Annotated in this window: 28 protein-coding genes; 17 read left to right on the forward strand and 11 right to left on the reverse strand. The window is 69.3% G+C overall.

Features of this window, described 5'->3' with window-relative positions; genetic code table 11:
• Positions 1-85: 85 nt before the first annotated feature.
• The 5 genes from ABLI39_RS04470 (at position 86) to ABLI39_RS04490 (ending at position 4,153) form a co-directional block, all read left to right on the forward strand.
• Complete coding sequence (locus ABLI39_RS04470) at positions 86-1,648, forward strand: PspC domain-containing protein (protein WP_349412225.1); 1,563 nt, start codon at positions 86-88, stop codon at positions 1,646-1,648.
• Position 1,649: 1 nt separating this feature from the next.
• A complete protein-coding gene (locus ABLI39_RS04475) occupies positions 1,650-1,922 on the forward strand; it encodes a hypothetical protein (protein WP_497899608.1) in 273 nt (90 codons plus the stop codon).
• A gap of 3 nt (positions 1,923-1,925) precedes the next feature.
• Positions 1,926-2,180: a PspC domain-containing protein gene (locus ABLI39_RS04480; RefSeq protein ID WP_146336849.1), complete on the forward strand. Its 255-nt coding sequence runs from the start codon at positions 1,926-1,928 to the stop codon at positions 2,178-2,180.
• A gap of 203 nt (positions 2,181-2,383) precedes the next feature.
• Positions 2,384-3,409 carry a 6-phosphofructokinase gene (locus ABLI39_RS04485; RefSeq protein ID WP_349412226.1) on the forward strand — a complete coding sequence of 342 codons (1,026 nt, stop codon included), beginning with the start codon at positions 2,384-2,386 and terminating at the stop codon, positions 3,407-3,409.
• 33 nt (positions 3,410-3,442) lie between these two features.
• Entirely contained in the window at positions 3,443-4,153 is a 711-nt protein-coding gene (locus ABLI39_RS04490; RefSeq protein WP_349412227.1) for a GNAT family N-acetyltransferase, read from the forward strand.
• Between the two features lie 38 nt (positions 4,154-4,191).
• Here the strand turns inward: ABLI39_RS04490 and ABLI39_RS04495 are convergent, their stop codons facing one another.
• The 6 genes from ABLI39_RS04495 to ABLI39_RS04520 form a co-directional block, all read right to left on the reverse strand.
• Entirely contained in the window at positions 4,192-5,727 is a 1,536-nt protein-coding gene (locus ABLI39_RS04495) for a DHA2 family efflux MFS transporter permease subunit (RefSeq protein ID WP_349412228.1), read from the reverse strand.
• Positions 5,728-5,789: 62 nt separating this feature from the next.
• Entirely contained in the window at positions 5,790-6,221 is a 432-nt protein-coding gene (locus tag ABLI39_RS04500; protein ID WP_349412230.1) for an ankyrin repeat domain-containing protein, read from the reverse strand.
• Entirely contained in the window at positions 6,218-7,300 is a 1,083-nt protein-coding gene (gene ygfZ / locus ABLI39_RS04505) for a CAF17-like 4Fe-4S cluster assembly/insertion protein YgfZ (protein ID WP_349412231.1), read from the reverse strand. Before ygfZ ends, ABLI39_RS04500 begins: the two co-directional genes overlap by 4 nt.
• Before the next feature lie 22 nt (positions 7,301-7,322).
• Positions 7,323-8,045, reverse strand: a complete 723-nt coding sequence (locus ABLI39_RS04510) for a flavodoxin family protein (RefSeq protein ID WP_349412232.1) — start codon at positions 8,043-8,045, stop codon at positions 7,323-7,325.
• A 76-nt stretch (positions 8,046-8,121) separates the two neighbouring features.
• Entirely contained in the window at positions 8,122-8,736 is a 615-nt protein-coding gene (locus ABLI39_RS04515; RefSeq protein WP_349412233.1) for a nitrobindin family protein, read from the reverse strand.
• 183 nt (positions 8,737-8,919) lie between these two features.
• Entirely contained in the window at positions 8,920-9,654 is a 735-nt protein-coding gene (locus ABLI39_RS04520; RefSeq protein ID WP_349412234.1) for a permease, read from the reverse strand.
• A 294-nt stretch (positions 9,655-9,948) separates the two neighbouring features.
• On the opposite strand from ABLI39_RS04520, the gene ABLI39_RS04525 reads away from it, so the two are divergent.
• The 11 genes from ABLI39_RS04525 to asd all read left to right on the forward strand — a co-directional run bounded on the left by ABLI39_RS04525 (position 9,949) and on the right by asd (position 20,354).
• Positions 9,949-10,647 (forward strand): winged helix-turn-helix transcriptional regulator, encoded by a 699-nt coding sequence (locus tag ABLI39_RS04525; RefSeq protein ID WP_146336841.1) that lies wholly within the window; start codon positions 9,949-9,951, stop codon positions 10,645-10,647.
• A gap of 269 nt (positions 10,648-10,916) precedes the next feature.
• Entirely contained in the window at positions 10,917-11,909 is a 993-nt protein-coding gene (mshD, locus tag ABLI39_RS04530) for a mycothiol synthase (RefSeq protein ID WP_349412235.1), read from the forward strand.
• A 100-nt stretch (positions 11,910-12,009) separates the two neighbouring features.
• On the forward strand, positions 12,010-14,274 hold the full coding sequence (locus ABLI39_RS04535; protein WP_349412236.1) for an RNA degradosome polyphosphate kinase: 2,265 nt from the start codon (positions 12,010-12,012) through the stop codon (positions 14,272-14,274).
• A gap of 8 nt (positions 14,275-14,282) precedes the next feature.
• Positions 14,283-15,251: an NUDIX hydrolase gene (locus ABLI39_RS04540; RefSeq protein ID WP_349412237.1), complete on the forward strand. Its 969-nt coding sequence runs from the start codon at positions 14,283-14,285 to the stop codon at positions 15,249-15,251.
• Positions 15,252-15,308: 57 nt separating this feature from the next.
• Positions 15,309-16,112, forward strand: coding sequence for a thymidylate synthase (locus tag ABLI39_RS04545; protein ID WP_349412238.1), 804 nt, complete (start codon positions 15,309-15,311; stop codon positions 16,110-16,112).
• Positions 16,109-16,702, forward strand: a complete 594-nt coding sequence (locus tag ABLI39_RS04550) for a dihydrofolate reductase (RefSeq protein WP_349412239.1) — start codon at positions 16,109-16,111, stop codon at positions 16,700-16,702. Before ABLI39_RS04545 ends, ABLI39_RS04550 begins: the two co-directional genes overlap by 4 nt.
• Positions 16,702-16,920: an NF038396 family protein gene (locus ABLI39_RS04555; protein WP_146336836.1), complete on the forward strand. Its 219-nt coding sequence runs from the start codon at positions 16,702-16,704 to the stop codon at positions 16,918-16,920. Before ABLI39_RS04550 ends, ABLI39_RS04555 begins: the two co-directional genes overlap by 1 nt.
• A 157-nt stretch (positions 16,921-17,077) precedes the next feature.
• Positions 17,078-18,031, forward strand: coding sequence for a WXG100 family type VII secretion target (locus ABLI39_RS04560; protein ID WP_349412240.1), 954 nt, complete (start codon positions 17,078-17,080; stop codon positions 18,029-18,031).
• A 19-nt stretch (positions 18,032-18,050) separates the two neighbouring features.
• Positions 18,051-18,707 carry a hypothetical protein gene (locus tag ABLI39_RS04565; RefSeq protein WP_349412241.1) on the forward strand — a complete coding sequence of 219 codons (657 nt, stop codon included), beginning with the start codon at positions 18,051-18,053 and terminating at the stop codon, positions 18,705-18,707.
• A 5-nt stretch (positions 18,708-18,712) separates the two neighbouring features.
• A complete protein-coding gene (locus ABLI39_RS04570; protein ID WP_349412243.1) occupies positions 18,713-19,129 on the forward strand; it encodes a hypothetical protein in 417 nt (138 codons plus the stop codon).
• 82 nt (positions 19,130-19,211) lie between these two features.
• Positions 19,212-20,354, forward strand: a complete 1,143-nt coding sequence (gene asd, locus ABLI39_RS04575) for an aspartate-semialdehyde dehydrogenase (RefSeq protein WP_349412244.1) — start codon at positions 19,212-19,214, stop codon at positions 20,352-20,354.
• 16 nt (positions 20,355-20,370) lie between these two features.
• On the opposite strand, the gene ABLI39_RS04580 is transcribed toward asd, so the two are convergent.
• On the reverse strand, positions 20,371-21,486 hold the full coding sequence (locus ABLI39_RS04580) for a winged helix DNA-binding domain-containing protein (protein ID WP_349412245.1): 1,116 nt from the start codon (positions 21,484-21,486) through the stop codon (positions 20,371-20,373).
• A 120-nt stretch (positions 21,487-21,606) separates the two neighbouring features.
• Here ABLI39_RS04580 and ABLI39_RS04585 point away from each other — a divergent pair, with 120 nt between their 5' ends.
• Positions 21,607-22,092 carry a hypothetical protein gene (locus ABLI39_RS04585; RefSeq protein ID WP_349412246.1) on the forward strand — a complete coding sequence of 162 codons (486 nt, stop codon included), beginning with the start codon at positions 21,607-21,609 and terminating at the stop codon, positions 22,090-22,092.
• Between the two features lie 17 nt (positions 22,093-22,109).
• On the opposite strand, the gene ABLI39_RS04590 is transcribed toward ABLI39_RS04585, so the two are convergent.
• Genes ABLI39_RS04590 through ABLI39_RS04605 form a run of 4 tightly spaced genes read right to left on the reverse strand, consistent with a single transcriptional unit; the run spans position 22,110 to position 25,440 of the window.
• Entirely contained in the window at positions 22,110-23,177 is a 1,068-nt protein-coding gene (locus ABLI39_RS04590) for a UDP-N-acetylmuramate dehydrogenase (protein WP_349412247.1), read from the reverse strand.
• Between the two features lie 53 nt (positions 23,178-23,230).
• Positions 23,231-24,502 (reverse strand): MFS transporter, encoded by a 1,272-nt coding sequence (locus tag ABLI39_RS04595; RefSeq protein ID WP_349412248.1) that lies wholly within the window; start codon positions 24,500-24,502, stop codon positions 23,231-23,233.
• Between the two features lie 18 nt (positions 24,503-24,520).
• Complete coding sequence (locus ABLI39_RS04600) at positions 24,521-24,958, reverse strand: MaoC family dehydratase (RefSeq protein ID WP_349412250.1); 438 nt, start codon at positions 24,956-24,958, stop codon at positions 24,521-24,523.
• A 2-nt stretch (positions 24,959-24,960) separates the two neighbouring features.
• Entirely contained in the window at positions 24,961-25,440 is a 480-nt protein-coding gene (locus ABLI39_RS04605) for an FAS1-like dehydratase domain-containing protein (protein ID WP_349412251.1), read from the reverse strand.
• Positions 25,441-25,553: the final 113 nt, after the last annotated feature.

Here is a 25,553-nt window from a genome sequence, read left to right on the forward strand (position 1 = left end):
TTCGGGCCGAACCGGGGGCCGCTCAGGGACGGTTCAGGGTGTTCCCCAGTAGAGCGGAGACCCCCGCGGGCAGGAGGATCGAAGTATGAACCCGCACACTCCGCACCCAGATGAAGACCCGAGCGTCCCGGGCCGTCCGGACACCACCCCGGACGGCACCCCGGACGCCCGATCCGGCGGTTCCGACGAGAACCGTGCACCCGCCGGCGAGCCCGCCCAGGAAGCGCCTCCCCTGTACCCGCCGGGCGGCCCCCACCCCTCCTCCGCCGGCACCACCCCGCCGCGCTATCCCGGCACCCCGGGTCCCGGCGCGCAGCCGCAGAACTTCTTCGACTGGATCCGCGGGCACGGCATCTACCGGGGCCGCGAGCGCTGGATCGGCGGTGTCGCCAGCGGCATCGCGCAGCGGCTCGGCGTCGACCCGTTGATTGTGCGCGGCATCCTGATCGTCCTGACAGTCTTCGCCGGCGTCGGCGTCCTGCTTTACGGGCTGGCGTGGGCGTTCCTCCCCGAGCCCGACGGGCGGATCCACGTCCAGGAAGCGGCGGCGGGCCGCTGGAGCTCGGGCATGACCGGAGCCCTGGTCACGACCATCATCGGCTTCCCCAGCCTGGGCAGCGGCGCCTGGGGCTGGGACCGCCATGGTTTCGGCGCTTTCGTCTGGACGGTGTTCTGGGTGGGCGGCGCCATCTATGTCATCTACTACCTGACCCAGCGCAACAAGGCCCGCGGTGCTGCGGCCCACGGCGCCTCCGCCTTCGGCCCGGCCGGGCACGCCCCCGGTTTCCCGGACCGGGCCGCCCCCGCCACAACTGTCCCGGGGTCCGTCCCGGACACCACCCTGAGCAACCAGACCCTGCCGCTGGAGGGCGTCCCGGCCCACGGCTGGCAGGAGCACTCCGGCGCCGGCCCGGCCGCCGCTCCGCCTCCGGGCCCCACCCCGCCCTACGGCGGCGGTTACGGCGGAGGGTATGGCGGCTACGGTCCGGTGCCGCCCCCCGCGCCCGCGCCGAAGACCCGCAACCTGGGTCCGGGCGCCCCCGCCGTGGCCGTCACCACCGGCTTGGCCCTGCTGGTCGGCGGCGGCATCAAGGCGCTCGACGCCGTGCACGCGATCAACCTGGGAACCACGGGCAACGCCGTGGTGTGGGCCAGCGGCGCGGCGGTGCTGGGCCTCGGCATCCTTGTCTCCGGACTCCGCGGCCGGACGGCCGGCATCCTGGGCTTCTTCGCCGTCGTCGCCCTGATCATCGGCGGGATCTTCAACCTGGTGCCCAACGCCGACCGGGCCCGTTTCCAGAACGTCGACTGGCGCCCGGTGAGCATCGAGCAGGCCGCGGACGGCTTTGACATCACGGGCGGGACCGGCACGGTGGACCTGACCAAGCTGAACCTGAACCCGCCGCTGGGATCCGACGTCGTGGTCCGGCTGGATGCCACGGCGAGCAACGTCACGGTGGCCATCCCCGCCACCGTCCCAGTCCAGGTGCAGACCGACCTGACCATGGGCAACCTCAACGACGGCCGCGGCAACCACGGCGGCATGACCACCCAGCAAAGCGACTACAACACGGACAAGACCGGCGGCCGCCTGATCGTCAAGATTTCCGGGACACTGAGCAACATCACCGTGAAGGAAGGGAACTGACATGAGCAGCTATGACCCGGCAACAGATGCGCCGGAAACGCCGGCGGACCCCTCAATGCCCGGCAGCCAGCGGGCCCGCGTCGGCACGGTGGTCTGGGGGCTGATCGTGCTGGCCCTGGCCGCGCTGATCATCATCTCCCGGCTCGGCATCGTCACCCTGAACGGGACCTACGTCCTGATCGGCCTGATGATCGGCGCCGGCGCCGCGCTGGTAATCGGCGGGCTGCTGTCCGCCCGCGGACGTGACAAAGAAACCACAACAGGGAAGTCTTGAACCATGGATAAGTTCTTCAGCATCGTCCGGGGCCTTGGCCTGAAACGCGGTCCGCAGCGCTGGCTGGGCGGCGTCTGCGGCGGGATCGCCGCCAAACTGAACGTCGACGTCGCGTTCGTCCGCATCGCGTTCCTGCTTTTCGCCCTCCTCCCGGGCCCGGCCTTCGTGTTCTACCTGGCGGCCTGGTTGGTCCTGCCGGACCAGCGGAACGCGATCGTCCTCGAATCCTTCCTCGAGCGGCGCGCGGGCCAGCCCTAACGGGTCTCCAGCCGGGCCGGGTCCGCGGGGACCCGCGGCGGCCAGATCCAGTCCCACCACCCAGTGCCCCTGCCGACGCCGGCGGGGGCACTTTGTGCGTTGGTCACGGTTTGTGTCCTGCCCCACATGCGCCAGTAGACTTCTAGGTGAGCTCAGCGTGGCGCTCTGCCTGTATCCCTTCGAACCAGGATTTGAGCCGAGACATGAAAATTGGAATCCTCACCAGCGGCGGAGACTGCCCCGGACTGAACGCCGTCATCCGCGGCGCCGTCCTGAAGGGCATCGCCGTGCACGGCCACGAATTCGTGGGATTCCTGGACGGCTGGCGCGGCGTGGTCGAGGGCGACATCATCGACATCCCCCGCGCACTGGTCCGCGGCATCGCCAAGCAGGGCGGCACCATCCTCGGCACCTCCCGGACCAACCCGTTCGAGAACAACGGCGGCCCGGAGGTCATCAAGGCCAACATGGAACGGCTGGGCATTGACGCCATCATCGCCATCGGCGGCGAGGGAACCCTCGCCGCAGCGAAGCGCCTGACCGACGCCGGCCTGAAGATCGTCGGCGTGCCCAAGACCGTGGACAACGACCTCGACGCCACCGACTACACCTTCGGGTTCGATACCGCCGTCGAAATCGCCACCGAAGCGATCGACCGGCTCCGCACCACCGGGGAATCCCACCACCGGACCATGATCGCGGAGGTGATGGGCCGCCACGTCGGCTGGATCGCCCTGCACGCCGGCATGGCCTCCGGCGCCCACGCCATCCTGATCCCCGAGCAGAAGGCCTCGATGGAGCAGATCACCGAATGGGTCGTCTCCGCCCGCGACCGCGGCCGCGCCCCGCTGGTGGTCGTCGCGGAGGGCTTCGTCCCGGAGGGCCAGGAGTCCCCGCACTCCGAGCGCGGGCTGGACACCTTCGGCCGCCCCCGCCTTGGCGGCATCGCCGAACTGCTGGCCCCCGAACTGGAGGCCCGCACGGGCATCGAGACCCGGGCCACCGTGCTGGGACACATCCAGCGCGGCGGCGTCCCGACGGCGTTCGACCGCGTGCTCGCGACCCGCCTGGGCATGGCCGCGATCGACTCGGTGGTCGAGCAGCGCTGGGGCACCATGGTGTCCCTGCATGGCACCGACATTGTCCACGTGGGCTTCGACGCCGCCCTGGGCAACCTCAAGAGCGTGCCGAAGAACCGCTACGAGGAAGCCGCGGTCCTCTTCGGCTGAGGCTTCCCGGCGGCTGCTGGGTAGGGTTGGGTCATGACTCTTGCGCCCGGCTCCGCCGAAATCATCCAGCTCGCCTGGGACCGCAGGCTGGGCTTCGACGACGGCGCCTTCGCCGGTGCCGCGGGACGCCGCCTCACCCGGGCCAACGACGCTGCCCGCTCACTGCAGTTCGTCCGCCTGTTCGGCAGCTCCGCCCTGGTGGGGCCGCAATGGGCCCTCGACGCCGCCGGCGGCTACACGGACGAGGAACTGGCCCAGCACGTCACGCTGCTGACCATTACCCGCGGACACGGCGGCCACGGGCTGGGCGCCGCCGCGCTGTTCTTCGCCGACGACCTGCCCCTGCAGCAGCCCTCCGAGGAGCTGACCGTCTCGCACGGGAACCCGGAAGCGATCGAACTCGAAGGGCTGTGCCCGCCGGACGACGTCAACGAGGTGGGCCTGGCGGACCTGGAGCACCGCTTCACCATCATGCACCTGGAGGACGGCCGCCGGACGCCCGTTGCCTGCGGCGCCTACACCGAGTGGGAAGGCATCCTGGCGCAGCTCGGGGTACTCGTGGCCCCCGAGTGGCGGCGCCGCGGCGTCGGCACGCTCGCCGGCTCCATCGCCGCCCACGAGGCCCTGGCCTCCGGCCTGACCCTGCAATGGCGCGCCGACGTCAGCAACAAGGGCTCACTCGCCCTGGCCCGGAGGCTCGGCTTCACCGCCGGCGGCATCCAGACCAGCGTGCTCCTGGGCTAGCCGCGCGTTTGGAGAGGTACCGCCCGGCACTGCCTGTCCTAGCCCCGCCGGGCCTCGGTCCCCTCCGCCACGGTGTGCCCGCTGCCGGAGGCCGGCACCGTGCCGGGGGTACCCCAGCCCTGGTGCGGCTGGGGCTTGGCGAAGAACAGTGCCACGGCCGCGCCGAGCAGGATCACGGCAGCGGGCAGCAGGATCGACTGGCCCATCGCCGTCGAGAACCCCGCGTGCAGCGCCTCGGGAAGTTGGCCGCCGAACGCCATCGGCCTCGACTCCCCCGAGGCGCCGGGCGCCGCCGGAAGTTCGGCCGCGAGCCGAGCCTGGATCAGCACGGCGATGGCCGCGCTGCCAAGGACGGCACCGATCTGGCGGGTGGTGTTGTACACGCCGGAGCCGGCCCCGGCCTGGCGCGGCGGCAGGTTCCGGGTGGCCGTGGAGCTCAGCGGCGCCCAGATCCCGGCGTTCGCGAAGCCCAGCACCGCGCTGGGGAGCAGGAAGAGCCAGATGGGGGTGTCCGGGTGCATCAGCGAGGCGTTCCAGAACAGCGCCACGGACATCAGGGTCAGGCCCAGGGCGCTGATGAATTTCGGGTTGACCCGGTCGATGATCCGGCCCACCACCGGGGCCAGCCCGCCGGAGATGACCGCCATCGGGACCATCATGAGCGCGGACTGGGTCGGGGTCAGGCCGCGGACCACCTGGTAGTAGAAGATCAGCGGGAGGCTGAAGGCGGTCACGGTGAAGCCCACGGTGGTGATGCCGATGTTGGCCAGGGAGAAGTTGCGGTCCTTGAACAGTCCCAGCGGAAGCAAGGGTTCGCCCTTATTGATCCGCTGCCAGGCCACGAAGGCGGCGAGGACCACGATGCCGCCGATGATCAGGCCCCACACCGTGATGGGGCCGGTGATGGTGCCCCAGTTGTAGGTCTCGCCTTCCTGGATGCCGAACACCAGCAGGAACAGGCCGACGGCGCTGAGCAGCACGCCGGGGATGTCGAACTTGTGCGGGTGGGTGCTCAGGGACGGGACGAACCGCCAGGCCAGGACGAAGCCGGCGATGCCGACGGGGATGTTGATGAAGAAGATCCACTCCCAGCCCAGCCCGTCCACCAGGACGCCGCCGAGAATCGGCCCCACCAGGGTGGCAACGCCGGCGGTGGCGCCCCAGATGCCCATGGCCGCACCGCGGCGGTCCGGCGGGAAGATCCGGGTGATGACCGCCATGGTCTGCGGCGTCATCATCGCGGCGCCAAGGCCCTGCAGGACCCGGGCCTCGATCAGGGTGTGGACGTCACCGGAGAGCCCGCACCACAGTGAGGCGAGGGTGAACACCACCAGGCCCGCGAGGTAGAGCTTCTTGGGCCCGAAGCGGTCACCCAGGCGGCCGGTGATGAGCAGCGGCACGGCGTAGGCCAGCAGGTAGGCGCTGGTCACCCAGATCACCGAGTTGATGTCCGCGTTCAGCCCCTCCATGATCTTGGGGTTGGCCACCGAGACGATGGTGGTGTCGATCAGGATCATGAAGAATCCGATCACCAGGGACCAGAGGGCGGCCCACGGCCTCGCTACGTTTTCCATCGGGGGTTCCTTACGGTGCGTGGTGCCGGTTGAAGTGTGGGGTGCGTCGGGGAAGCCTGGGCTCAGCCGAGGAGCGCCAGAATATCGTCCCGGGCGAACATTTGGGCGGCCGCCCGGGCGGAGGGGCTGCCGGCGTCGGGGTCGGCGCCGGCGTCCACCAGCACGCGGACGACGTCCGGGTAGCCCTTGAACACCGCCCCCGCCAACGGCGTCTGGCCGCGGTCGTTGGCCGTATTGGGGTCCCCGCCGTGGGCCAGGATGAGCCGGACGGTGTCAGCGTGGCCGTGGTATGCGGCGAGCATCAAGAGCGAATCGCCCGCCGCGTTGGTCAGCGTGGCCGGGGCGCCCGCCGCGAGGTAGCCGCCGAGCATGGCGGAGTCGCCCCCGCGGGCGGCGTCGAACAGGGCATGGGCGAGGGCGAGGGTCCCGTCGTCGGGACCCGGTCCTGCGGGCGCGGCCGGTTCCGGCGCCGCGGCCTCCGGGCCGCCGTTCACCGGGTCCCCCGGAGGAACCCGGTTTGCCGGCCGACGACCTGCCCCGCATCGGGCGCGACAATGAGCTCCTGGGCCGCCGGGTAGGCTTCCTCGCCGTCCATCACGGTCAGCACCTCGTCCGGGGCGGTGGAGCGTTTGATGACGGCCAGGGCCACCGGACCCATTTCGTAGTGCTGCGCCACGGAGGTGACAGTGCCGACCTTCCGTTCGCCGGCGCGGACCTCGCTGCCGACGGCGGGCAGGGTGTGCTGCGAACCGTCCAGCTGCAGGAACACCAGCCGCCGCGGCGGGTGGCCCAGGTTGTGCACCCGGGCGATGGTTTCCTGCCCCTTGTAGCAGCCCTTCGCGAGGTGCACCGCGGTGCGCAGCAGGTCCAGCTCGTGCGGGATGGTCTTGTCGTCGGTCTCTGCCCCCCAGCGGGGCCGCCACGCCGCGATGCGCAGCGCCTCGGCCGCCAGCACGCCGGCCAGCGGGCGGTCCGCCACGGCGGCCTCCAGCTCGGCTGCCGGCACGAGGTATTCGAACCACGGCCGCTCCAGGCCGGGGTGCGAGTCTTCGCCGACCACCGCGTAGGAGTACCCGCCGGCCCCCACGTGCGGCCAGGGATCCTCCCAGACGAGCCGCCCGGACCACTCCGGCACCGGGCGGGTGGCGCCCAGAACGGCCCAGTCGGCGGACACATCGGCGATCTCGACCCGGAGCATGAACTTCATCTTGTTGAGCCATTCGGCCAGCGGGGCGGCTTCGGCCGCTTCGACGATCAGCCAGGTGGCGGCGCCGTCGTCCACCACCCGCGCGTCGAATTCGATCCGTCCCTGCACGCTGAGCAGCAGCAGCTCGCTCGACTGCCCGGGGGCCAGGGCCGTGAGCTGCTGGGAGGACAGGGTGTTGAGCCAGCTCAGCCGGTCCGGCCCGCCCACTGTGACCACGCCGCGCTGGGACAGATCGACGACGGCGGTTCCGGCGGCCAGCGCGCGCTGTTCGCGCAGCGGTTGGCCGTAGTGGGCGGCGACGCCGGCGTCTGCGCCGGCCGCTTCAACCGCGCCGGGGCGCGACAGCAGGGGGCTCTTGGTAATCATATGAAGTAGAAGTCCCCAGCGCTCAGCGGTATTCCGGATTTTCGAAGTCGAATCGGGTTCCGGCTTTCCATCCCTCCGGCAGGTTGCCGTAGGCGGGGATTCCGCCGGCGTCCTTGAGGGTCCGGGCCAGGTGCAGCAGGTTCCACGTCATGAAGGTGGTGTTGCGGTTGGTGAAGTCGCTCTCCGGGCCGCCGGAACCTTCGTCCAGATAGCTCGGACCTGGGCCGACCGCGCCGATCCAGCCGGCGTCGGCCTGCGGCGGGATCGTGAAGCCGACGTGTTGGAGGCTGTAGAGCACGTTCATGGCGCAGTGCTTGATGCCGTCCTCGTTGCCGGTGATGAGGCAGCCGCCTACCTTCGGGTAGAACGCCCACTGGCCCTTGGCGTTCAGTTGGCCGGAGTGCGCGTACAGCCGTTCGATCAGCTTCTTGGTCTGGGACGAGTTGTCTCCCAGCCAGATCGGGCCGGCGACGACGACGATGTCCGCCTCCTGCACGGCGGGGTACAGTTCAGGCCATTCGTCCGTGGCCCAGCCGTGCTCGCGCATGTCCGGATAGACGCCGCTGGCGATGTCGTGGTCCACCGTCCGGATGACGCGGGTGGTGACACCCTGCTTCTCCATGATGGCGCGGCTGACCTCGATCAGGCCCTGCGTGTGGGATCGCTCCGGCGATCTCTTCAAGGTGCCGTTGAAGAAGACTGCCTTGAGGTCGCTGTACTGTGCGGGTTTGGTGGTGCCGTTCACTGTGGTGCTCCCTGCGTTCGCTGCGGACAACGGAAAATCAGTGAGACCCCGGCTTTGCGCCGGCCGGACGCGCGGTTCAGCCGACTTTGCCGAGGATGGCGGAGGCGTGGGCCTCCAGTCCGGCTCCGGGCGTCGAGCCCTTGCCGGTGGCGACATCCCACCGCCATAGCAGGTTCCCGTCGACCAGGCCGAAGATCCGCGTGGCCGCGGTGTATTCCTTGGAATGGCTGCCGCGCATCACCATGTCGGTGCTGAGCTGGATTTGCGGGCCCTTGATCTGGCCGTAGTACAGCTCCGAGATCCCGCCCGGGTGCGCGATGGAGACCGAAATGTCGAAGCCGCCGTCGCTGTTGCGCAGCTCCTCGACTTCGTCGGCACTCTTGAGCACGGGGACGATGTCGGCCGGGATGAGGCCGGGGCCGCCGTCCTCCTCGCGCTGCTTGCGCTCGAGGGCCCAGAAGCCGGTTTCGACGGTGAGGGGTCGGAGTCTGGTTCCCTCATCGTCGGTCAGCCACGATTCGGCCCGGTACTGCAGGTACGGCAGGCCGTTGTGGGTGAAGGAGACGTGCTGCAGGAAGTGCTCGGAATCTTCGTCCCCGGCACCGAGCCGTCCCCGGCCCTCCCACTCACCAATGAGCCAGGACAGCGGAACGATTTCGGGGGTCAGGTCGGTAGGAATTTCAATCGGCACAGCAGCTACCTCTGGAAACTACGGGGTCTGGACGGGTGGTGGCTCCGGCTGCTTACTTCTGGCCTTTGAAGAGCCGGTACACCACAAAGCCGGCGAACCAGGCCATGGCCAGGCTGGCGACGCCAAGCAGAACAAGGAAGAAAATCTCAAATGCAAGTACGGACATGATGCCATCCTAACGCGTTAGTGAATGAGTAGTTTGTCTATGAAGTAGGCCAGGGAACCGACCGCGGAGACAGGCCCCAGGCCCATGCCCAGCACGGCCGGCAGATTCAAAGTTTCGCCGCGCAGGATCACGAGCCGGCGGAAGCTGACCAGCACGGCCCCGACGACGATCCCGACGACCGCGGCCGGCAGGACCGCGATGTCCGAGAGCACCAGGCCGGCCAGCGGACCGGCGAGCCCTGCCCCGACGATTCCCAGCGGCGCAACAATCCGGTCCGGCCAGCGGATCAGGCCCGCCGCCAGGGCGATCGCGGCGCTGATGGCGGCGATGAGCAGCATTTCGCGCACACCATTGAAGCGCGAACACGCGATCCAGCCGGCCCCCAGGCAGGAGAGCAGCACGCCGGCGCAGGAGCCCAGGGTGGATTCGAGGCGCTGGGCCTGGCCTGTGCCCCGGATCAGCTGCATCACAAAGACCGCCATCACCCCCGCCGCCACAAACGCCGGCGTCCAGTTCAGGAAACCCGGGGCGGGCAGGTAGGTGGCGGCCACGGCCGAGCCGATTCCGGGCAGGCCGATCAGGGCGGCGAGGGTTTTCTTGGCCGGGATGCCCAGGAAGTGCGGCCAGCCGATGCCGACGCAGGCGGCGGTGAGCGCGGCGACGGCCAGCAGCGCCTCGGGAGTTGAGTAGGCACCGGCGATGATCGCGGCGAGCCCGGCCAGGCCGATGGCCCCGACGCTCCAGGACTTCACGCGGTTCTTCCCAATGCGGCTCTTCCCACTGCTGTTTCCCCCTGCGGATCTTCCGCTGCGGCTCTTCCCAATGCGGTTTCCCGATCAATCCTGCCCTATGTGAACGTTTTGTGTCGCAAAAGAACCCTTCTGGAGCGGCGGAACACGCCCTGAGCAGGGCGTGTTGGGTATACTCAAGAATCAGCTACGCTTCCTCCGGCAGCCGCAGGCAGGGCACCGCCAGGAAGCTCAGTACCGGCCGGTGAAAGCCCGGCTCAGACGCCCAACGATGCGCGGACACCCCTTGGAGGAACCATGTCGCACATCCTGCTACTGACGAACAGCACCGGGTCATCGGTGGATGTCCTGCCTGCACTGGAACTGCTCAACCACCGCGTCCACATCCTGCCGGCCGAGCCCACTGCCCTGCTGGAAACCGACCCGTGCGACATTGTCCTGCTTGACGCCCGCAAGGACCTCGTCGGCGCCCGCTCCCTCACCCAGCTGCTCAAGGCGACCGGCCTGAGCGCCCCCCTGATGCTGATCCTGACCGAAGGCGGCATGGCCGCGGTCTCCTCGGCCTGGGCCGTGGACGACATCCTGCTCGAATCCGCCGGCCCCGCCGAAGTCGAGGCCCGCATCCGCCTCGGCGTTGCCCGGGCACTGCCCGACGCGGACGACACCCCCACGGAGATCAGGGCGGCCGGCGTCGTGATTGACGAGGCCAGCTACACGGCCCGGGTCAACGGGGCGGCACTCAACCTGACCTTCAAGGAATTTGAACTTCTCAAGTACCTGGCGCAGCACCCTGGCCGCGTCTTCACCCGCCAGCAGCTGCTCACCGAGGTATGGGGCTACGACTACTACGGTGGCACGCGCACCGTGGACGTCCACGTCCGGCGGCTGCGGGCCAAGCTCGGCGCCGACCACGAAAACCTGATCAGCACGGTCCGCAACGTCGGCTACCGCCTGACCCTGGTCCGGCAGCCGGACGAGGAACTCACCGAGGCCTGAGCGGCCCGCCGCCAGGGCCGCCCCGGCTGGACACGAAAAAGCCCCGGACTTTGAAGTCCGGGGCATTCGTTTCGCCACTTGGCGTTGCGGTGGAGGACATACGGGTCGAACGTATCGAGGCCACCCCAGTGGTGGATCCCCCTCACATCCACTCAACGGTTTTGAACCGTCCAGCCGGATGAGATATCGACTATACGTCCCGAAGCCGCTTGCATCAAATCGGCCGGATTGTCACCCAGCTTCGGGCGGCGGACGTATAGCCTTGCACCATGAGTCCCGCGCATCCGGAGAACTGGCCCGTACTCACCCTGCAGGGAGCTGTCGATGAACAGCTGCTGCGGGATGTCACCACGCTCGCAGCCGCCGCGGAGGAGTCCGACGGCACCCCCCCGCTGTCCGAACAGACCCTCGTGACACTCCGCGCCCGGGACGCCGGGCCGCACACCGTGCTGGCCTTGGCCCTCTACTCCCCCGACTATTCCGGCGAGGACTCCCCGGCCCGCCAAAACGCCGGCCGCGGCAACGACCTGGCGGGGTTCGCCGTGGTGATCGGGGAAGCCGACGGCACCGGGGTGCTGGAAGTGGCCGTGCATCCGAGCTACCGCAACCAGGGCGTCGCGGACCGGCTGGTCGGCGAACTGCGCACGGTGCGCGGCTTCACCGGGCTCAAGGCCTGGTCGCACGGCAACCACGAGGCCGCCGCGGACCTGGCCGCCCGCTACGGCTACGCACCCGTCCGGGAACTGTGGAAGATGCGGCTCGCCACGGCGGCCTCCGAACTGCCCGACGTCGCCCTGCCGGCGGGTGTCTCGCTGCGCGGCTTTGTGCCCGGCCAGGACGAGGACGCCTGGCTCGCGGTCAACCGGGCCGCGTTCGCCCACCACCCGGAACAAGGGAACATGAGCCGCGCCGACCTCGACGCCCGGATGGCCGAGCCGTGGTTCGACCCGGCGGGCTTCCTGCTCGCGGTCGACGCCGGGGGCCGGATCCTCGGCTTCCACTGGACCAAGGTCCACCCCCGGCACGGCGAGCACCCGGCGATCGGCGAGGTGTACGTCGTCGGCGTCGCCCCCGAAGCCCAGGGCACCGGCCTGGGCAAGGCCCTCACTGTCGCCGGCATCAAGCACCTGCAGCAGCAGGGCCTGCACGCCGTCATGCTGTACGTCGACGCCGACAACATCCCCGCCGTCGCCCTGTACCGGCGGCTCGGCTTCTCCCGCTGGGACAAAGACGTGATGTACGCGCCGCGCGAAGGCCAGTAACCGCGCCTGCGCCCGGGCCCCGGCCGGGCGAAACCTGGGCTCATCCGGAGCTGATTCCTTGTAAGGTTGAAGCTAACTCGCGCCAGCATTAGGAGAGACCATGCAACCGGATTCTGCCCGGACAGCCAGCTCTGGAACCGCTACGCCGGACAAGGCTGCGCGTCCCGTGCGGGCGCGGTTCGGCTCCTCCGAAGTGCCCGCCTCGCGCGCCACCCAGGACCGGATCGACATCCCCGAGTTCGCCCCCAACCTCGAACCGGAGGGCGACATCAGCCCCGACCGTTTCCTGGACCGGGAGCTGAGCTGGCTCGCTTTTAACTCGCGCGTGCTGGAACTGGCCGAGGATCCCAACCTCTACCTGCTCGAACGCGTAGGCTTCCTGTCCATCTTCGCGTCCAACCTGGACGAGTTCTTTATGGTCCGCGTCGCCGGGCTCAAGCGCCGCATCGCCACGGGCCTCGCCGTGCCTTCCCCCGCCGGGCTGAGCCCCATGCAGGTCCTGGAACAAATCGGCGAGGCCGCCCACCGGCTCCAGCAGCGCCACGCCCGCGTCTACGCCGAGCAGATCCGCCCGGCGCTGGCCTACGAGCACATCCACCTGATGCACTGGGAGGAACTGGACGACCAGGCCAAGGACCAGCTCAGCGCCATGTTCGCGGAGAAGGTCTTCCCGATCCTGACGCCGCTGGCCGTGGACCCGGCCCACCCGTTCCCGTACATCTCCGGGCTCTCGCTGAACCTCGCCGTGGTGGTCCGCAACCCGGTCAGCGACAAGGAACTCTTCGCCCGCGTTAAAGTCCCGGACCAGCTGCCGCGGCTGATCTCCATCGACGGCCCGCGCGCCGGGTCGGTCCCCGGCCGGGTGGCCAGGTTCATCGCGCTCGAGGAAGTCATCGCCGTCCATCTGGACCAGCTTTTCGCCGGGATGGAGGTGCTGGAGCACCACACCTTCCGCGTCACCCGCAACGAGGACGTCGAGGTCGAAGAGGACGACGCCGAGAACCTGCTGCAGGCGCTGGAGAAGGAACTGCTGCGCCGCCGCTTCGGCCCGCCGGTCCGGCTCGAGGTCACCAATGACATCAACCCCAACATCCGGGCCCTGCTGATCCGCGAGCTCGGCGTCGAGGAATCCGAGGTCTACTCCGTCCCGGCCCCGCTGGACCTGCGAGGGCTCTCCGTCATCGCCGGCATCGACCGCGCGGACCTGCACTACCCCAAGCACGTCCCGCACACCTCCCGCTACCTGAACGAATCGGAAACGTCCAAGGCGGCGAACGTCTTCGCGGCCATGCGGCGGCGGGACATCCTCCTGCACCACCCCTACGATTCCTTCTCCACCTCCGTGCAGGCCTTCCTCGAGCAGGCCGCCGCGGACCCCAAGGTCCAGGCGATCAAGCAGACCCTGTACCGCACCTCCGGCGACTCGCCCATCGTCGATGCGCTGATTGACGCGGCCGAAGCCGGCAAGCAGGTCCTCGCCCTGGTGGAGATCAAGGCCCGCTTCGACGAGCAGGCCAACATCTCCTGGGCCCGGAAGCTGGAGCAGGCCGGGGTGCACGTGGTCTACGGAATCGTGGGCCTCAAGACCCACTGCAAGCTCTCCCTCGTGGTCCGCCAGGAAGTGGACGGGCTGCGCCGCTACTGCCACATCGGCACCGGCAACTACCACCCCCGCACGGCCCGCTACTACGAGGACCTTGGCCTCCTGACCGCCAACGAGCAGGTGGGCGAGGACCTGTCCAAGCTCTTCAACCAGCTCTCCGGCTATGCGCCGAAGTCCACGTTCAAGCGCCTGCTGGTGGCCCCGCGCTCCGTGCGGTCGGGGCTGATCGACCGGATCGAAACGGAAATCCGCAACGCCCGGGCCGGGATCGCCGCCCGCGTCCAGATCAAGGTCAACTCGATGGTGGACGAAGCCATCATCGACTCCCTCTACCGCGCCTCGCAGGCCGGCGTGCAGGTGGACGTTATTGTCCGCGGCATCTGCTCGCTGCGTCCCGGCGTCCCGGGCCTAAGCGAAAACATCACGGTCCGCTCCATCCTGGGCCGCTTCCTGGAGCACTCCCGCGTCTTCGCGTTCGCCAACGCCGGCAACCCGGTGGTGTACATCGGGTCGGCCGACATGATGCACCGCAACCTCGACCGCCGGGTGGAGGCCCTGGTGCAACTCAGCAGCGGCGACGACACCTCCTATGTCCTCGACATGCTCCGCCGCTACATGGACCCGGGCACCGCCAGCTGGCACCTGGACCACGACGGCGAATGGGTCCGCCACCACCTCGCGGAGGACGGAACCGCCCTCGAGGACGTCCAGTCATGGCTGCTCGCCTCCCGTTCGCGGCAGCGCTCGACGAGCCTGCGCTAGGGCCACCGGTGGCAAACAGCGATGCGCTGGTAGCGGACCAGACCGACCACCCCGGCGAGGCGGTCGCCGTCGTCGCGGCCGGAGCCCTGCCATGGCGCGTCAACAAGGACAAACTCGAGGTTCTGCTGATCCACCGCCCCCGGTACGACGACTGGTCCTGGCCCAAGGGCAAGCTCGACCCGGGCGAGACCATCCCCGAATGCGCCGCCCGCGAGGTGGAGGAGGAAATCGGCCTCAAGGCGCCCCTCGGCATCCCGCTGCCGCCGATCCACTACCACGTGGCGGCCGGGCTGAAGGTCGTGCACTACTGGGCGGTCGACGTCGACGGCGCCCCGCTCCACCCGGACGGCAGGGAAGTGGACAGCGTGATGTGGTGCTCGCCGGAGAAGGCGGCGTCCCTGCTGAGCAACCCCAGTGATCAGGCCCCGCTGGAGCACCTCGCGGCCGCCCATGCCCGCAATGAACTGGACACCTGGCCGCTGCTGGTGGTCCGCCACGCCAAGGCCAAGCCGCGCTCGTCCTGGTCCAAGGCCGAGGGCGACCGCCCGCTGGCCGCCACCGGTGCCCGCCAGGCCCAGGCGGTCGGGCGGCTGATGCAGGCCTGGAGCCCCTCCCGCGTGGTGACCAGTCCGTGGCTTCGCTGCGTGGCCACGGTCGCTCCCTACGCCAAGGCCGTGGACGCCAAGGTGAAACTGCACGAGTCCCTCACCGAGCACCTGCACGGCCGGAGCCCGCACAAAACCGCCAACGTCGTCGAATCCCTCTTCGACAAGGAACGGGCCGTGGCCCTGTGCACGCACCGGCCCGCCCTGCCGACGGTCTTCGCGCAGCTCGGCAAGCACATGAACTCCCGGCTGCGTGCGCTGCTGCCGGAAAACGACCCCTACCTCTCCCCCGGCGAAATCATCGTCTGCCATGTCTCGCGGACCAAGGGCAAGGTTGTGGCTGTGGAGCAGTTCCGGCCCTTCGACGACTAGGGTCCTTGCGAGCGCCACAAGTACGGCAGGCCCGGCTCTTCTCAGTAGACTGGGAGCGTGAGCATCCCTACGCCCTATGAAGACCTCCTGCGCGACGTGCTGGAACACGGCACGCACAAATCGGACCGCACCGGGACGGGCACCCGCAGCGTGTTCGGCCGGCAGCTCCGCTTCGACCTGGGCAAGAGCTTCCCGCTCATCACCACCAAACGGGTGCACTTCAAGTCCGTGGCCGTAGAGCTGCTGTGGTTCCTGCGCGGGGACAGCAACGTGAAGTGGATGCAGGACCAGGGCGTCACCATCTGGAATGAATGGGCCGACGCCGACGGCGAACTCGGCCCGGTCTACGGCGTGCAGTGGCGCTCCTGGCCCACACCAGACGGCGGCCATGTCGACCAGATCGCCGAGCTCGTGGAGAACCTCAGGACCAACCCCGATTCGCGCCGGCACATCGTCTCGGCCTGGAACGTTGCCGAACTCAAGGACATGGCCCTGCCGCCGTGCCATGCGTTCTTCCAGTTCTACGTCGCCGACGGCAAGCTTTCCTGCCAGCTCTACCAGCGCTCGGCGGACACCTTCCTGGGCGTGCCGTTCAACATCGCCTCCTACGCCCTGCTGACCTGCATGCTGGCGCAGCAGACCGGGCTGGAGCCGGGCGAGTTCGTCTGGACCGGCGGCGACGTCCACATCTACGACAACCACCTGGACCAGGTCCTCACCCAGCTGGGCCGGGACGCGTACGAATACCCGCAGCTGAAGATAACCCGCAAGCCGGAGTCCATCTTCGACTACACCCTCGAGGACTTCGAGGTGGTCGGCTACCAGCACCACCCGACGATCAAGGCCCCGATCGCGGTATGAGCAACGAGACGAGCAAACACATGGAACCCGCCGATTTCACCGAGCAGCTCCGCGGCACCGTCACCGGGCTCGGGCTGGTGTGGGCACAGACCAGCACGGGCGTGATCGGCCAGGCCGGGTCCATGCCGTGGCACCTGCCCGAGGACATGGCGCACTTCAGCCGGCTCACGGCCGGGCATCCCGTCATCATGGGCCGCAAAACCTGGGATTCCTTCCCGGACAAGTACCGGCCGCTGCCGGGACGGACGAACATCGTCATCACCCGGCAGGAAGGCTGGGGCGGGACGCCGGAAGCGGAAAGCGCCCTGGCGGTCAAGTCCCTCGATGACGCGCTGCTGGAATCCCAGTTCGCGCCGGGCCAGCAGATGGTCTGGATCATTGGCGGCGGGGAGATCTTTACCCAGTCCCTGGACCTGGCCGACGTCGCCGTGGTCACCACAATCGACACCGCCGCCGAGGGCGACACGTTCGCGCCGGAGCTGGGTTACGACTGGGCCGCGGACGCCAGCCTCCCGGCCGACGGCTGGCTGACCGCCGCGAACGGCACCCGCTACCGGATCACCCTGTGGCGCCGGACGGAGGCCAAGTAATGCTGCGTAAACCCGAAACCCTGTTTGTCCTTGGCTACATGCTGCTGCCGCTGCTGGCCCTGCTGTCCGCGATCGTGGGGCTGACCATGATCCTCGGCGGCAACAAGATCGCGGGCGCGATCGTGCTCGTTGTGGTCACCCAGGTGTTCGCGTTCGGCGCGGTGTTCGCCCTGCGCCGGCGCAAGAGCGCCCTGCTGGCAGAGCCCGACGGCGAGTAGCGGCTACGGCCGGCGGCTTCACCGCCATGGGGAGATCACCCCATCGCGGCATCCAGGCGGCCCGGCTAGATTGGTGCCGGTCAGATTCTTTGGCCCGGATGCATTTGGTCTCGGCGGCGGCCCGTTAGGCTGTTGCCCGTAAAGGGGGGTTGCCAGCATGGCAGGAAACGTGTGGGGCGCCGACGTCGCCCAGCTGCGGACACTCGCGCAGCATTTTGGCAAAACGTCGGAGACGCTGCTGCAGCAGTCCTCGGTCCTCACTTCCACGATCAACAACAACACCTCGTGGAAGGGCGCCGACAGTGCACGGTTCAAGTCCGACTGGAACGGCAGCCACCGCGCGCTGATCCAGCAGACCGCCCGTGCCCTGAAGGAACAGTCCAAGCGGCTGATGACCCAGGCCGACGAGCAGGAGAAGGCCAGCAACGCCGCTCCCGGCTCCGGCGGAGGACCGGGCGCCGGAACCGCCGGAAGCACCGGCGGCCAGGGAAGGCCCGGCTCCAACGATCCCTGGGGCCCGGACTGGTTTTCTGACCCCTCGTCCCCGTTCCGCGGCGGCTGGGACTTCTACAACGTCGTCAAGGCGTTCCCCAACCTTCGCTCCGGCCTCTTCGACATCGCCGGCATGCTGCAGAAATCCCGGATCGGCGATTTCTTCGATCCGGCGGCATGGAAGGCCTTTCAAAACTCCAACGAGTTCAGCAAGTTCTTCAACGTCTCCAACCAGTTGTTTGAGGGCAAATGGCACGAAGCCTTCAACCTCACCGAAGGAACCAAGGCCTTCGCTGCCTTCGACGGCCTGGGCAAGGGGCTTGGCGTTGTGGGGGTCGGCCTTGACGGTATGGACGCCATTAACTCCCTGGCGGACCACGAGTACGGCGACGCCGCTTATTCGTCGACCAAGGCCGTCATTGGCGCCCTCTCTTTCCTGCCGCCGCCCGCCGGAACGGCCTGCATGGTCGCCAGCGCAGGCCTGGCCCTTTACGACAACGTCCCCGTCGTCCACGACTCGGTGAACTGGGTGGGCGGCAAGATCGCTGACGGGGCGAGCGCCGTCGGGGATTCCATTTCCGACGGCGCGGAAGCTGTTGGCGACTTCTTTGGCTTCTAATAACGAGGAGATCTAGATCGTGACTGAGACAACCACAGCTCGTCCGGGAGCCGGACAGCCTGTCTACCCGGATTCCATCGGGTTCGGCTTCGCCGAGCTCGTGGCCCTGCTGAACCTGGCGCACGGCCCGGCCGCCACCGCGAGCGCCGAGGCACTGCGCGTGGCCAAGGAACTCGAGGACCCCACGGTCGTGTCCGCCGGAGCTTCCTCGCTGGTGGCACGGGGCGCGGCGACCGTGGAGCCCGACGGCACGCTGTCCGTCAGTGGGCCGGTGGCAGCGGTAACGCGGGCACTGACCACGGCCACCCGCCGCATGCAGATCAACCTGCTCACGGCAGATTCCGCGGACAGCGTCCTGGCCGTCGAGTCCGAGGACTACCGCATCCTGCTGCAGCCGCGCGCCTTCTTCAGCTGGTTTGCCATGGCGCAGGATCCGGAGATCACCCCGGAGGAGGCGAATTTCTTTATTATGCGCAAGCACCTCGAGGACAACCCCGCTGGCGGCGCCACCTTGCGCCGCCTCGATGACGCTTCCGGGCGCCAACTGCTGCTCAAGCGCGCCGGAGAATCCTGGACGGTTGGCTACAGCACCCCCGGGGCAGGGGACATTGAGGAGCTCACGGGCCTGGGCGATTCCGAGGTACTGGACCACATCCGCACCATCCGGGAAGGCTGAACCACGTGCCCAAAGACGCTGCCGACCGCCAGCACGACGACGAGGTCCGCGCCCTGCACGAACGCGCCGTGGCCGCAGGAGAGAAAAGGCTCCTCACCAGGACCATGGACCGCGGCCGGCTGCACTCCTACGCGGCCGACGAGATCGGCTTCGCCCGCGCCGGATCCGGTCCGATCGTCACCACGGCCTTCGGCATGGTGATCCTGGCAGCCGTGTTCGCCGCCATGACCGTCTTCTCCATCGTCCTCGTCGCCGCCCCGACCTCGCAGGGCGAGGGCCCGCTGTGGGGCGCGCTCGTGCTGACCGTGATCGGCGCCGCCGGAATGATCTACGCCGTCCGGCTCGCCATGTCCGAATTCAAGGCCCGGCGCATCCGCCGCGAACGCGGCCTTCCGGAACCGAGCCCGCGCCAGCTGAACTGACACGGGCCGTCCCGTGCGCGGCCGCCCGCGGGCGTGACGTAACCGACTGCGGCCGGGCCGCCGCAAAGTCTAAACTGGCCCAATGACTACAGCAGCTACCCCGTCCGTCGGACTGGTCGGTTGGCGTGGCATGGTCGGCTCCGTCCTGATGCAGCGCATGCAGGACGAGGGCGACTTCGCCAACATCAACCCGGTCTTCTTCTCCACCTCGAACGCCGGAGGTGCCGCCCCGGCCATTGCCGGCACGGCGGCGGGTGCTGCCGGCAAACTTGAGGACGCGTTCGACGTCGAGACGCTGGCGAAGCTGCCGATCATTGTGACCGCCCAGGGCGGGGACTACACCAAACGGGTGCACGGCGAACTGCGCAGCCGCGGCTGGGACGGCCTCTGGATCGACGCCGCCTCCACCCTCCGCATGGACGATAACTCAATCATCGTGTTGGACCCGATCAACCGCGACGTCATCGACGCCGGCCTCTCCGGGGGTGTGAAGGACTACATCGGCGGCAACTGCACGGTGTCCTGCATGCTGATGGGCCTCGGCGGCCTATTCAAGAACGGCCTCGTCGAGTGGGGCACCTCCATGACCTACCAGGCCGCCTCCGGCGGCGGCGCCCGGCACATGCGCGAACTGCTGAGCCAGTTCGGCACGCTCAACGCCGAGGTCAGCAGCGAACTGGACGACCCGGCGTCGGCCATCCTCGAGATCGACCGGAAGGTCCTCGCGCACCAGCGCACCGACATCGATGCCACCCAGTTCGGGGTTCCGTTGGCCGGTTCGCTGATTCCCTGGATCGACGCGGACCTCGGCAACGGCCAGTCCAAGGAGGAGTGGAAGGCGGGGGTGGAAACCAACAAGATCCTCGGTACCTCCGGCGCGGACCGCGTCATCATGGACGGGCTGTGCGTCCGGATCGGTGCCATGCGCTCACACTCCCAAGCCCTCACGCTCAAGCTCCGCGAGGACCTCTCCGTCGCCGAGATCGAGAAGCTGCTCGACGCGGACAACGAATGGGCCACAGTGGTGCCCAACACCAAGGAAGCCTCGATGGCGGATCTCACCCCGGTGGCGGCGTCCGGCACCCTGGACATCCCGGTGGGCCGCATCCGCAAGCTCGAAATGGGGCCGGAGTACATCAGCGCCTTCACCGTGGGCGACCAGCTCCTCTGGGGTGCGGCCGAGCCGCTGCGGCGTATGCTCAAGATCGCCACCGGTACCCTTTAGGCCCGGCCGGAAGCCGTCAGGGCCGGTCGAGGCCCAGGAACCGCCGGTACTTCGCGGCCTGCAGCTCAAAGGATTTACGGGCTGCGGGCCGCAGGCCGTTAACCCCGTCAAACGGTTCCGCGACGACGGCGCCGCCCCGGCCGTTTCCGGGCGCCGCCCAGGTCCCCACCACTTCGCCGCCTGCCACGATGGTCTTTTTGAACACCCCGTTACCGCCGGGGACGATCTTGTCCGCATGGTGCGCAGGCAGGGCGATGGAGCGGTCGGTGTAGCCCAGGAGGAACTCGTCGAACCCGGGCAGCGCCAGCACGGCGCGCTGGCCGGGGACGCCGTCCTCGAGCAGGGCCGCTGTCTCCGGTGACAGCCAGTACGATTTTCCCTCAAATTCCACTTCCACCAAGCGATCCCGGACCTCGGCCAGGGCCGCCCGGGTTTCCGTCAACGGAATACCGGACCACCAGGCGAAGTCACGCTCGGTAGCAGGACCATGGCTGCGGAGATAGCGGAACAGCCACTCGGCAATGCCTTCTTCCCGGTCCAGGGTCCGTGAAGTCTTGATCCAGTCGTCGACGGCCACCACCAGCTGCTGGTTGCCGGCCAGCGGCCCCTGAACCAGCAGGCCACGCTGGCAGAGCATCGCGAGCAGATGGATGCCACGCTGGCCGGCCGTGGACTGGCCGGCCTGTTCGAAGGCCTGGAACATCTCCGCCCGGCTCGCCGCGGCCCCGCCGGCGACCCGCTGCAGCGCGGCCTCGGCTGCGGCGTCCACGTCGGCGGACGAGATGCCGAGGTCCCGGTGCCGCCCGGCGAGGCTCTTGACGAGACGGGCGGACGTGATGGCCAGGATCCATTTCAGGTCCTCCGGGGCCAGCAGGTGCAGCGTGCCGCGCATGGGCCAGGAGCGGACGATCTCGCCCCGGTCCAGGGCGGCACGGACGTCCGCCAGCCGCGAGCCCGGAACGCGCTGCCCCACGGCCCAGAGTGAGGCCTGCAGGTCCTGCGCCTGCAGGGCAGGCATCGACCTGACGGCGGCCGGGACGGAGCCGAAGCCCGGCCCGGTGAGCCCTTGCGAGGCCAGCCGGAGCCGGCCCATCACGGCCCGGCTCAGACGCGGGTGCCCGACTGCTGCCATGGCATCATCCTAGGCCCGGGGCCGGACATTCGGCCGGATTCCCGCCTCCACCGTCCGCAGCCCGGCCGGCGCCCGGCGCCCTCCCAGCCTGCGCCCAGCCGGTGTCCTTAAGGTGGATGCATGACTCTGGGTGAAGTGTGGCCGCGCCTGCGGCCCCTGTGCAGGAGGCTGGCCCTGCTGGGCTGGGCCGCCAGCGCCGCCGGCATGGGGGCCGGCCTGGCCGTCGCCATCGCCAGCGGCACGCGCCTGTCCCCCATGATGACCACATTCCAGGCGGTGTCCACCGTGTGCATGGCGGTCGCGGTGGCCAGTTTCGTCACCGCCGCGACGCTCCAGCCGCGGACCCCGGCCCCGCGGGAGCCCGAACGGCCCGAGCTCGACATCGATCCGGGCGGAGAGTTTCCGGCCACGGTGCGGAGTTTCCTGCTCGGTTCGCTGGCGCTGCTGGCCGGGGCGGTGGCTTTCGGCTGCGCCGGGCTGCTGCTGCGCAGCGGGCCCAGCGCCCAGTCCGTGGCGTTCTGCCAGGTCTTCCTGCTGGGCGCCGCAGCGTCCGGCTTCACCTTTATGCTCTTCAGCAAGGTGGCCCCGCAGCGCGGCAGGAACTAGGCCCCGCCGCGATGCGGCTAGAGGTCGATCCCGATCAGCAGCGGCTCCGGGTGCAGCTCGATCCCGAAGCGTTCGGCGACGCCGCGGCGCACCTCGCGGGCGATGGCCAGCAGGTCCGCGGTAGTGGCCCCGCCCCGGTTGGTGACGGCCAGGGTGTGTTTGGTGGACAGTGATGCCAGGCCGCCGGAGACGCTGCCGGGCTCCAGCCCGAAGCCCTTGCCGTAGCCGGCCTGGTCGATCAGCCACGCCGCGGACAGCTTGGTCAGCCCGTCCGCTCCGCCCGGGTACCGCGGGGCGTCCTCAGGCAGTGTCGCGGCGACCTCTGCCGGCACGATCGGGTTCGTGAAGAAGGAACCGGTGGAAAAGGTGTCCCGGTCCGCCGGGTCCAGGACCATCCCCTTGGACGCCCGCAGCCGAAGCACCTCGCGCCGGACGTCGGTAGAGTAGGCGCGCTGGCCCACCTCGACGCCGAGCGCGCGGGCCAGTTCGGCGTAGCGGACCGGGGCGCTCATCCGGCCGAGCGGCAGCTGGAACTCCACGGTGAGCACCACGTAGCGCGGGGACCCGCTGGAGGTGGCCCGTTTCAGCAGGGAGTCACGGTAGCCGAACTTCAGCTCCGAGTTGGTGAACGTCTGCACCGCGTTTCGTTCCCGGTCCCAGGTGCGCACCGCGGCGATGGTCTGCGAGACATCGGCACCGTAGGCCCCCACGTTCTGCACCGGGGTCGCCCCGGTGGCGCCGGGGATCCCGGAAAGGGCTTCTATGCCGGACCAGGCATGTTTGACGGCGTGCTCCACCAGCGCGTCCCAGTTATGGCCCGCCTGCACCACAACGGCGACCCCGCCGCAGGAGTCCTCCGCGTTGACGGTGAAGCCCTCAGACGCGATTTTCAGGACCGTGCCGGGGTAACCGGCGTCGGCGACCAGCAGGTTGGAGCCGCCGCTGATGATCAGCAGCGGTTCGCCGGCGGCGTCGGCCGCACGGACGGCGTCGATGATCTCAGCCTCGGTGCGGGCTTCGACGTAAGTGGCGGCGGGGCCGCCGACGCCGGCTGTGGTCAGGGCGGAAAGCAGTGTCTGGGTCACCCCTCCAGCCTAGCCGGGTCCGGGCCGTGCCCGGAAAGGCGGCCTGTGTGGGCCTAGGCGGCCTTACGGGCCACCGGGGAGAGCAGGAAGCTGACCACCAGCATCACCATGACGGCCAGCAGCGAGTGCAGGATGCCCACGTGCTCGGCCAGCAGGCCCAGCAGCGGCGGCCCGCAGAGGAACGCCCCGTAGCCAATGGTGGACACCACCGAGACGCGCGCAGCGGCCTTGACCGGGTCGTCGGCAGCGGCGGACATGCCCACCGGGAAGCCCAGCGAGGCGCCGAGCCCCCAGATCGCCAGGGCCGTGTAGGCCAGCCAGGGCACGGGCGCGAAGACAAACAGGCCCAGTCCCGCCACGGCCAGCGCCGCGCACCAGCGCATCACGGGTACCCGGCCAAAGCGGTCCAGCACCAGGGTCCCGGCGAAGCGGCCCACGGTCATAAAGGTCACGAAGAGGCCGTAGCCGGCGGCTCCGGCGGCGTCGGACTGGCCGTGGCCGTCGGCGAGCGCCAGAGCCACCCAGTCCCCGGCCGCGCCCTCGGCCAGGGCCAGCCCCAGCACCAGGACGCCCAGCAGCAGGGTCCGGCGGTCCCGCCAGGCCTGCGCGATCTGCCGTTTGTTGTCCAGCGGTTGTTCCGGGCCCTGCGTTGCCTGGCTGATGATCGGCAGCGGGCCGGTGGAGGGGTCCTCGAAGGTGTCCGTTCCGGCCGGGGTGAAGGTCTTCTCCTCCACCGGGGTGACGTCGGCGCGGAACCAGCCGGCGGCCGAGGCCACGGAGGCTGCGACCAGCAGTCCCACGGCGCCCAGGTGCCAGAAGACGGGCACGCCGGCGCCGGCGGCCCAGGCGCCCGCTCCCGCGCCGGCGACGGTGCCGAGGCTGAAAGCGCCGTGCAGCCGGGGCATAATGTGGCGGCGCACCGCGCGCTCGACGGCGGCGCCCTCCACGTTGGAGGCGGTGTTCCAGCTGGCGGTGCCGAGGCCCACCACAACGAGGCCCGCCGCCACCGCCAGCGGGTTGACCAGGACGGAGGTGCCGAATCCGGCGAGGACCAGGCCGGCGCCCACCATGATGCTGCCGATCCGGATGGTCTGCTTGGAGCCGAAGCGCAGCACGATCAGCCCGGACGCGGACACCGAGACGAAGGAGCCGAGCGTCATGCAGAGCAGCAGCAGGCCGACGTTTCCGGGCGTGAGGTCAAGCCCGTCCCGGATGGCCGGCAGCCGGGACACCCAGCTGGCGAAGGCAATGCCGCTGAAGGCATAGGCGGCCACGACGGCGTTGCGCCACCGGGTGACTTCGGCCGTCTGCGCAATTCGCGCCATCACGGCAGCATCATCCGGTCAGGCCAGCCTGACGACGGCCTGGGCCTTCATCAGGACCTTTTGCCCGCCTGCGACAACGGTGAGGTCCACGCGGGCGGTGCCGGCGTCGGCGTCGAGCGCCCCGATGGCGCCGCTGACTTCGATCACGGCGCCGGGCTCCGGGGTTCCGGTGGTGTCGGCCACCGGGACCGGCTTGGTGAAGCGGGTCTGGAAGTCGACGACGGCGGCCGGGTCGCCGGCCCAGTCGGTCACAAGCTGGACGGCGGCGCCCATCGTGAACATGCCGTGGGCGATCACGCCGGGCAGGCCGACGCCGGTGGCGAAGGATTCGTTCCAGTGGATCGGGTTGAAGTCGCCGGAGGCGCCGGCGTACTTGACGAGGTCGGTGCGGGTGACCACGATGGTGCGGCCGCCGATTTCCTGGCCGACGGTGAGTTCTGCGATGTCGATGCTCATGGCTACTGTCCCTCTCCGCGGACCAGGATGGACGAGGTAGTGGTGGCGACCGGCTCGCGGCCGGCCGAACCGCCGGGGGCCTCGCCGCCGGTGAGGGCGAAGATTTCGGAGCGGGTGGTGATCATGGCGCCGCCCCCCATGGCGCGGACGCCGTCGACGTGGAGCTCGGCGACGAGGCGGTCGCCGGCGACGATCGGCCGGTGGTGGACGAAGCGCTGGTCGGCGTGGACCACGCGGGAAAAGTCGATGCCGGAATCAGGGTCCTCGATCAGCTGCGCATCGGCGCGCTGCGCGACGATGATGGCGAAGGTGGGCGGGGCCACCAGGTCGCCGTGGCCCAGTGCCCGGGCGGCGTCCACCTCGAAGTGGGCCCGGTGGGTGGCCTTGACCGCGCGCGCGAACTCGCGGATCTTCTCGCGCCCGACGTCGTACACCTCTGCGGCAGGGTAACTGCGGCCCTGCAGATCCGGATTGATAGTCATGGCTCCAGCCTAGCGCCCTGCCCCGGACGGGCCTTGCGCGTTACAGGCACCGGGCGGGCTTGCCCAGCAGCGATATGATGGAAACATCAATTCAGCAATCCGTGGCCCGGTGT

The sequence above is a fragment of the Pseudarthrobacter sp. B907 genome (assembly GCF_040137805.1).
Taxonomy (GTDB): domain Bacteria; phylum Actinomycetota; class Actinomycetes; order Actinomycetales; family Micrococcaceae; genus Arthrobacter.

What these genes read in the sequence shown, in the direction of transcription:
- ABLI39_RS04470 (WP_349412225.1), top strand. Translation starts at nt 86, where the DNA reads ATGAACCCGCACACTCCGCACCCAGATGAAGACCCGAGCGTCCCGGGC.
- ABLI39_RS04475 (WP_497899608.1), top strand. Translation starts at nt 1,650, where the DNA reads ATGAGCAGCTATGACCCGGCAACAGATGCGCCGGAAACGCCGGCGGAC.
- ABLI39_RS04480 (WP_146336849.1), top strand. Translation starts at nt 1,926, where the DNA reads ATGGATAAGTTCTTCAGCATCGTCCGGGGCCTTGGCCTGAAACGCGGT.
- ABLI39_RS04485 (WP_349412226.1), top strand. Translation starts at nt 2,384, where the DNA reads ATGAAAATTGGAATCCTCACCAGCGGCGGAGACTGCCCCGGACTGAAC.
- ABLI39_RS04490 (WP_349412227.1), top strand. Translation starts at nt 3,443, where the DNA reads ATGACTCTTGCGCCCGGCTCCGCCGAAATCATCCAGCTCGCCTGGGAC.
- ABLI39_RS04495 (WP_349412228.1), bottom strand. Translation starts at nt 5,727, where the DNA reads ATGGAAAACGTAGCGAGGCCGTGGGCCGCCCTCTGGTCCCTGGTGATC.
- ygfZ (WP_349412231.1), bottom strand. Translation starts at nt 7,300, where the DNA reads ATGATTACCAAGAGCCCCCTGCTGTCGCGCCCCGGCGCGGTTGAAGCG.
- ABLI39_RS04525 (WP_146336841.1), top strand. Translation starts at nt 9,949, where the DNA reads ATGTCGCACATCCTGCTACTGACGAACAGCACCGGGTCATCGGTGGAT.
- mshD (WP_349412235.1), top strand. Translation starts at nt 10,917, where the DNA reads ATGAGTCCCGCGCATCCGGAGAACTGGCCCGTACTCACCCTGCAGGGA.
- ABLI39_RS04535 (WP_349412236.1), top strand. Translation starts at nt 12,010, where the DNA reads ATGCAACCGGATTCTGCCCGGACAGCCAGCTCTGGAACCGCTACGCCG.
- ABLI39_RS04550 (WP_349412239.1), top strand. Translation starts at nt 16,109, where the DNA reads ATGAGCAACGAGACGAGCAAACACATGGAACCCGCCGATTTCACCGAG.
- ABLI39_RS04555 (WP_146336836.1), top strand. Translation starts at nt 16,702, where the DNA reads ATGCTGCGTAAACCCGAAACCCTGTTTGTCCTTGGCTACATGCTGCTG.
- ABLI39_RS04560 (WP_349412240.1), top strand. Translation starts at nt 17,078, where the DNA reads ATGGCAGGAAACGTGTGGGGCGCCGACGTCGCCCAGCTGCGGACACTC.
- asd (WP_349412244.1), top strand. Translation starts at nt 19,212, where the DNA reads ATGACTACAGCAGCTACCCCGTCCGTCGGACTGGTCGGTTGGCGTGGC.
- ABLI39_RS04580 (WP_349412245.1), bottom strand. Translation starts at nt 21,486, where the DNA reads ATGGCAGCAGTCGGGCACCCGCGTCTGAGCCGGGCCGTGATGGGCCGG.
- ABLI39_RS04585 (WP_349412246.1), top strand. Translation starts at nt 21,607, where the DNA reads ATGACTCTGGGTGAAGTGTGGCCGCGCCTGCGGCCCCTGTGCAGGAGG.
- ABLI39_RS04595 (WP_349412248.1), bottom strand. Translation starts at nt 24,502, where the DNA reads ATGGCGCGAATTGCGCAGACGGCCGAAGTCACCCGGTGGCGCAACGCC.
- ABLI39_RS04600 (WP_349412250.1), bottom strand. Translation starts at nt 24,958, where the DNA reads ATGAGCATCGACATCGCAGAACTCACCGTCGGCCAGGAAATCGGCGGC.
- ABLI39_RS04605 (WP_349412251.1), bottom strand. Translation starts at nt 25,440, where the DNA reads ATGACTATCAATCCGGATCTGCAGGGCCGCAGTTACCCTGCCGCAGAG.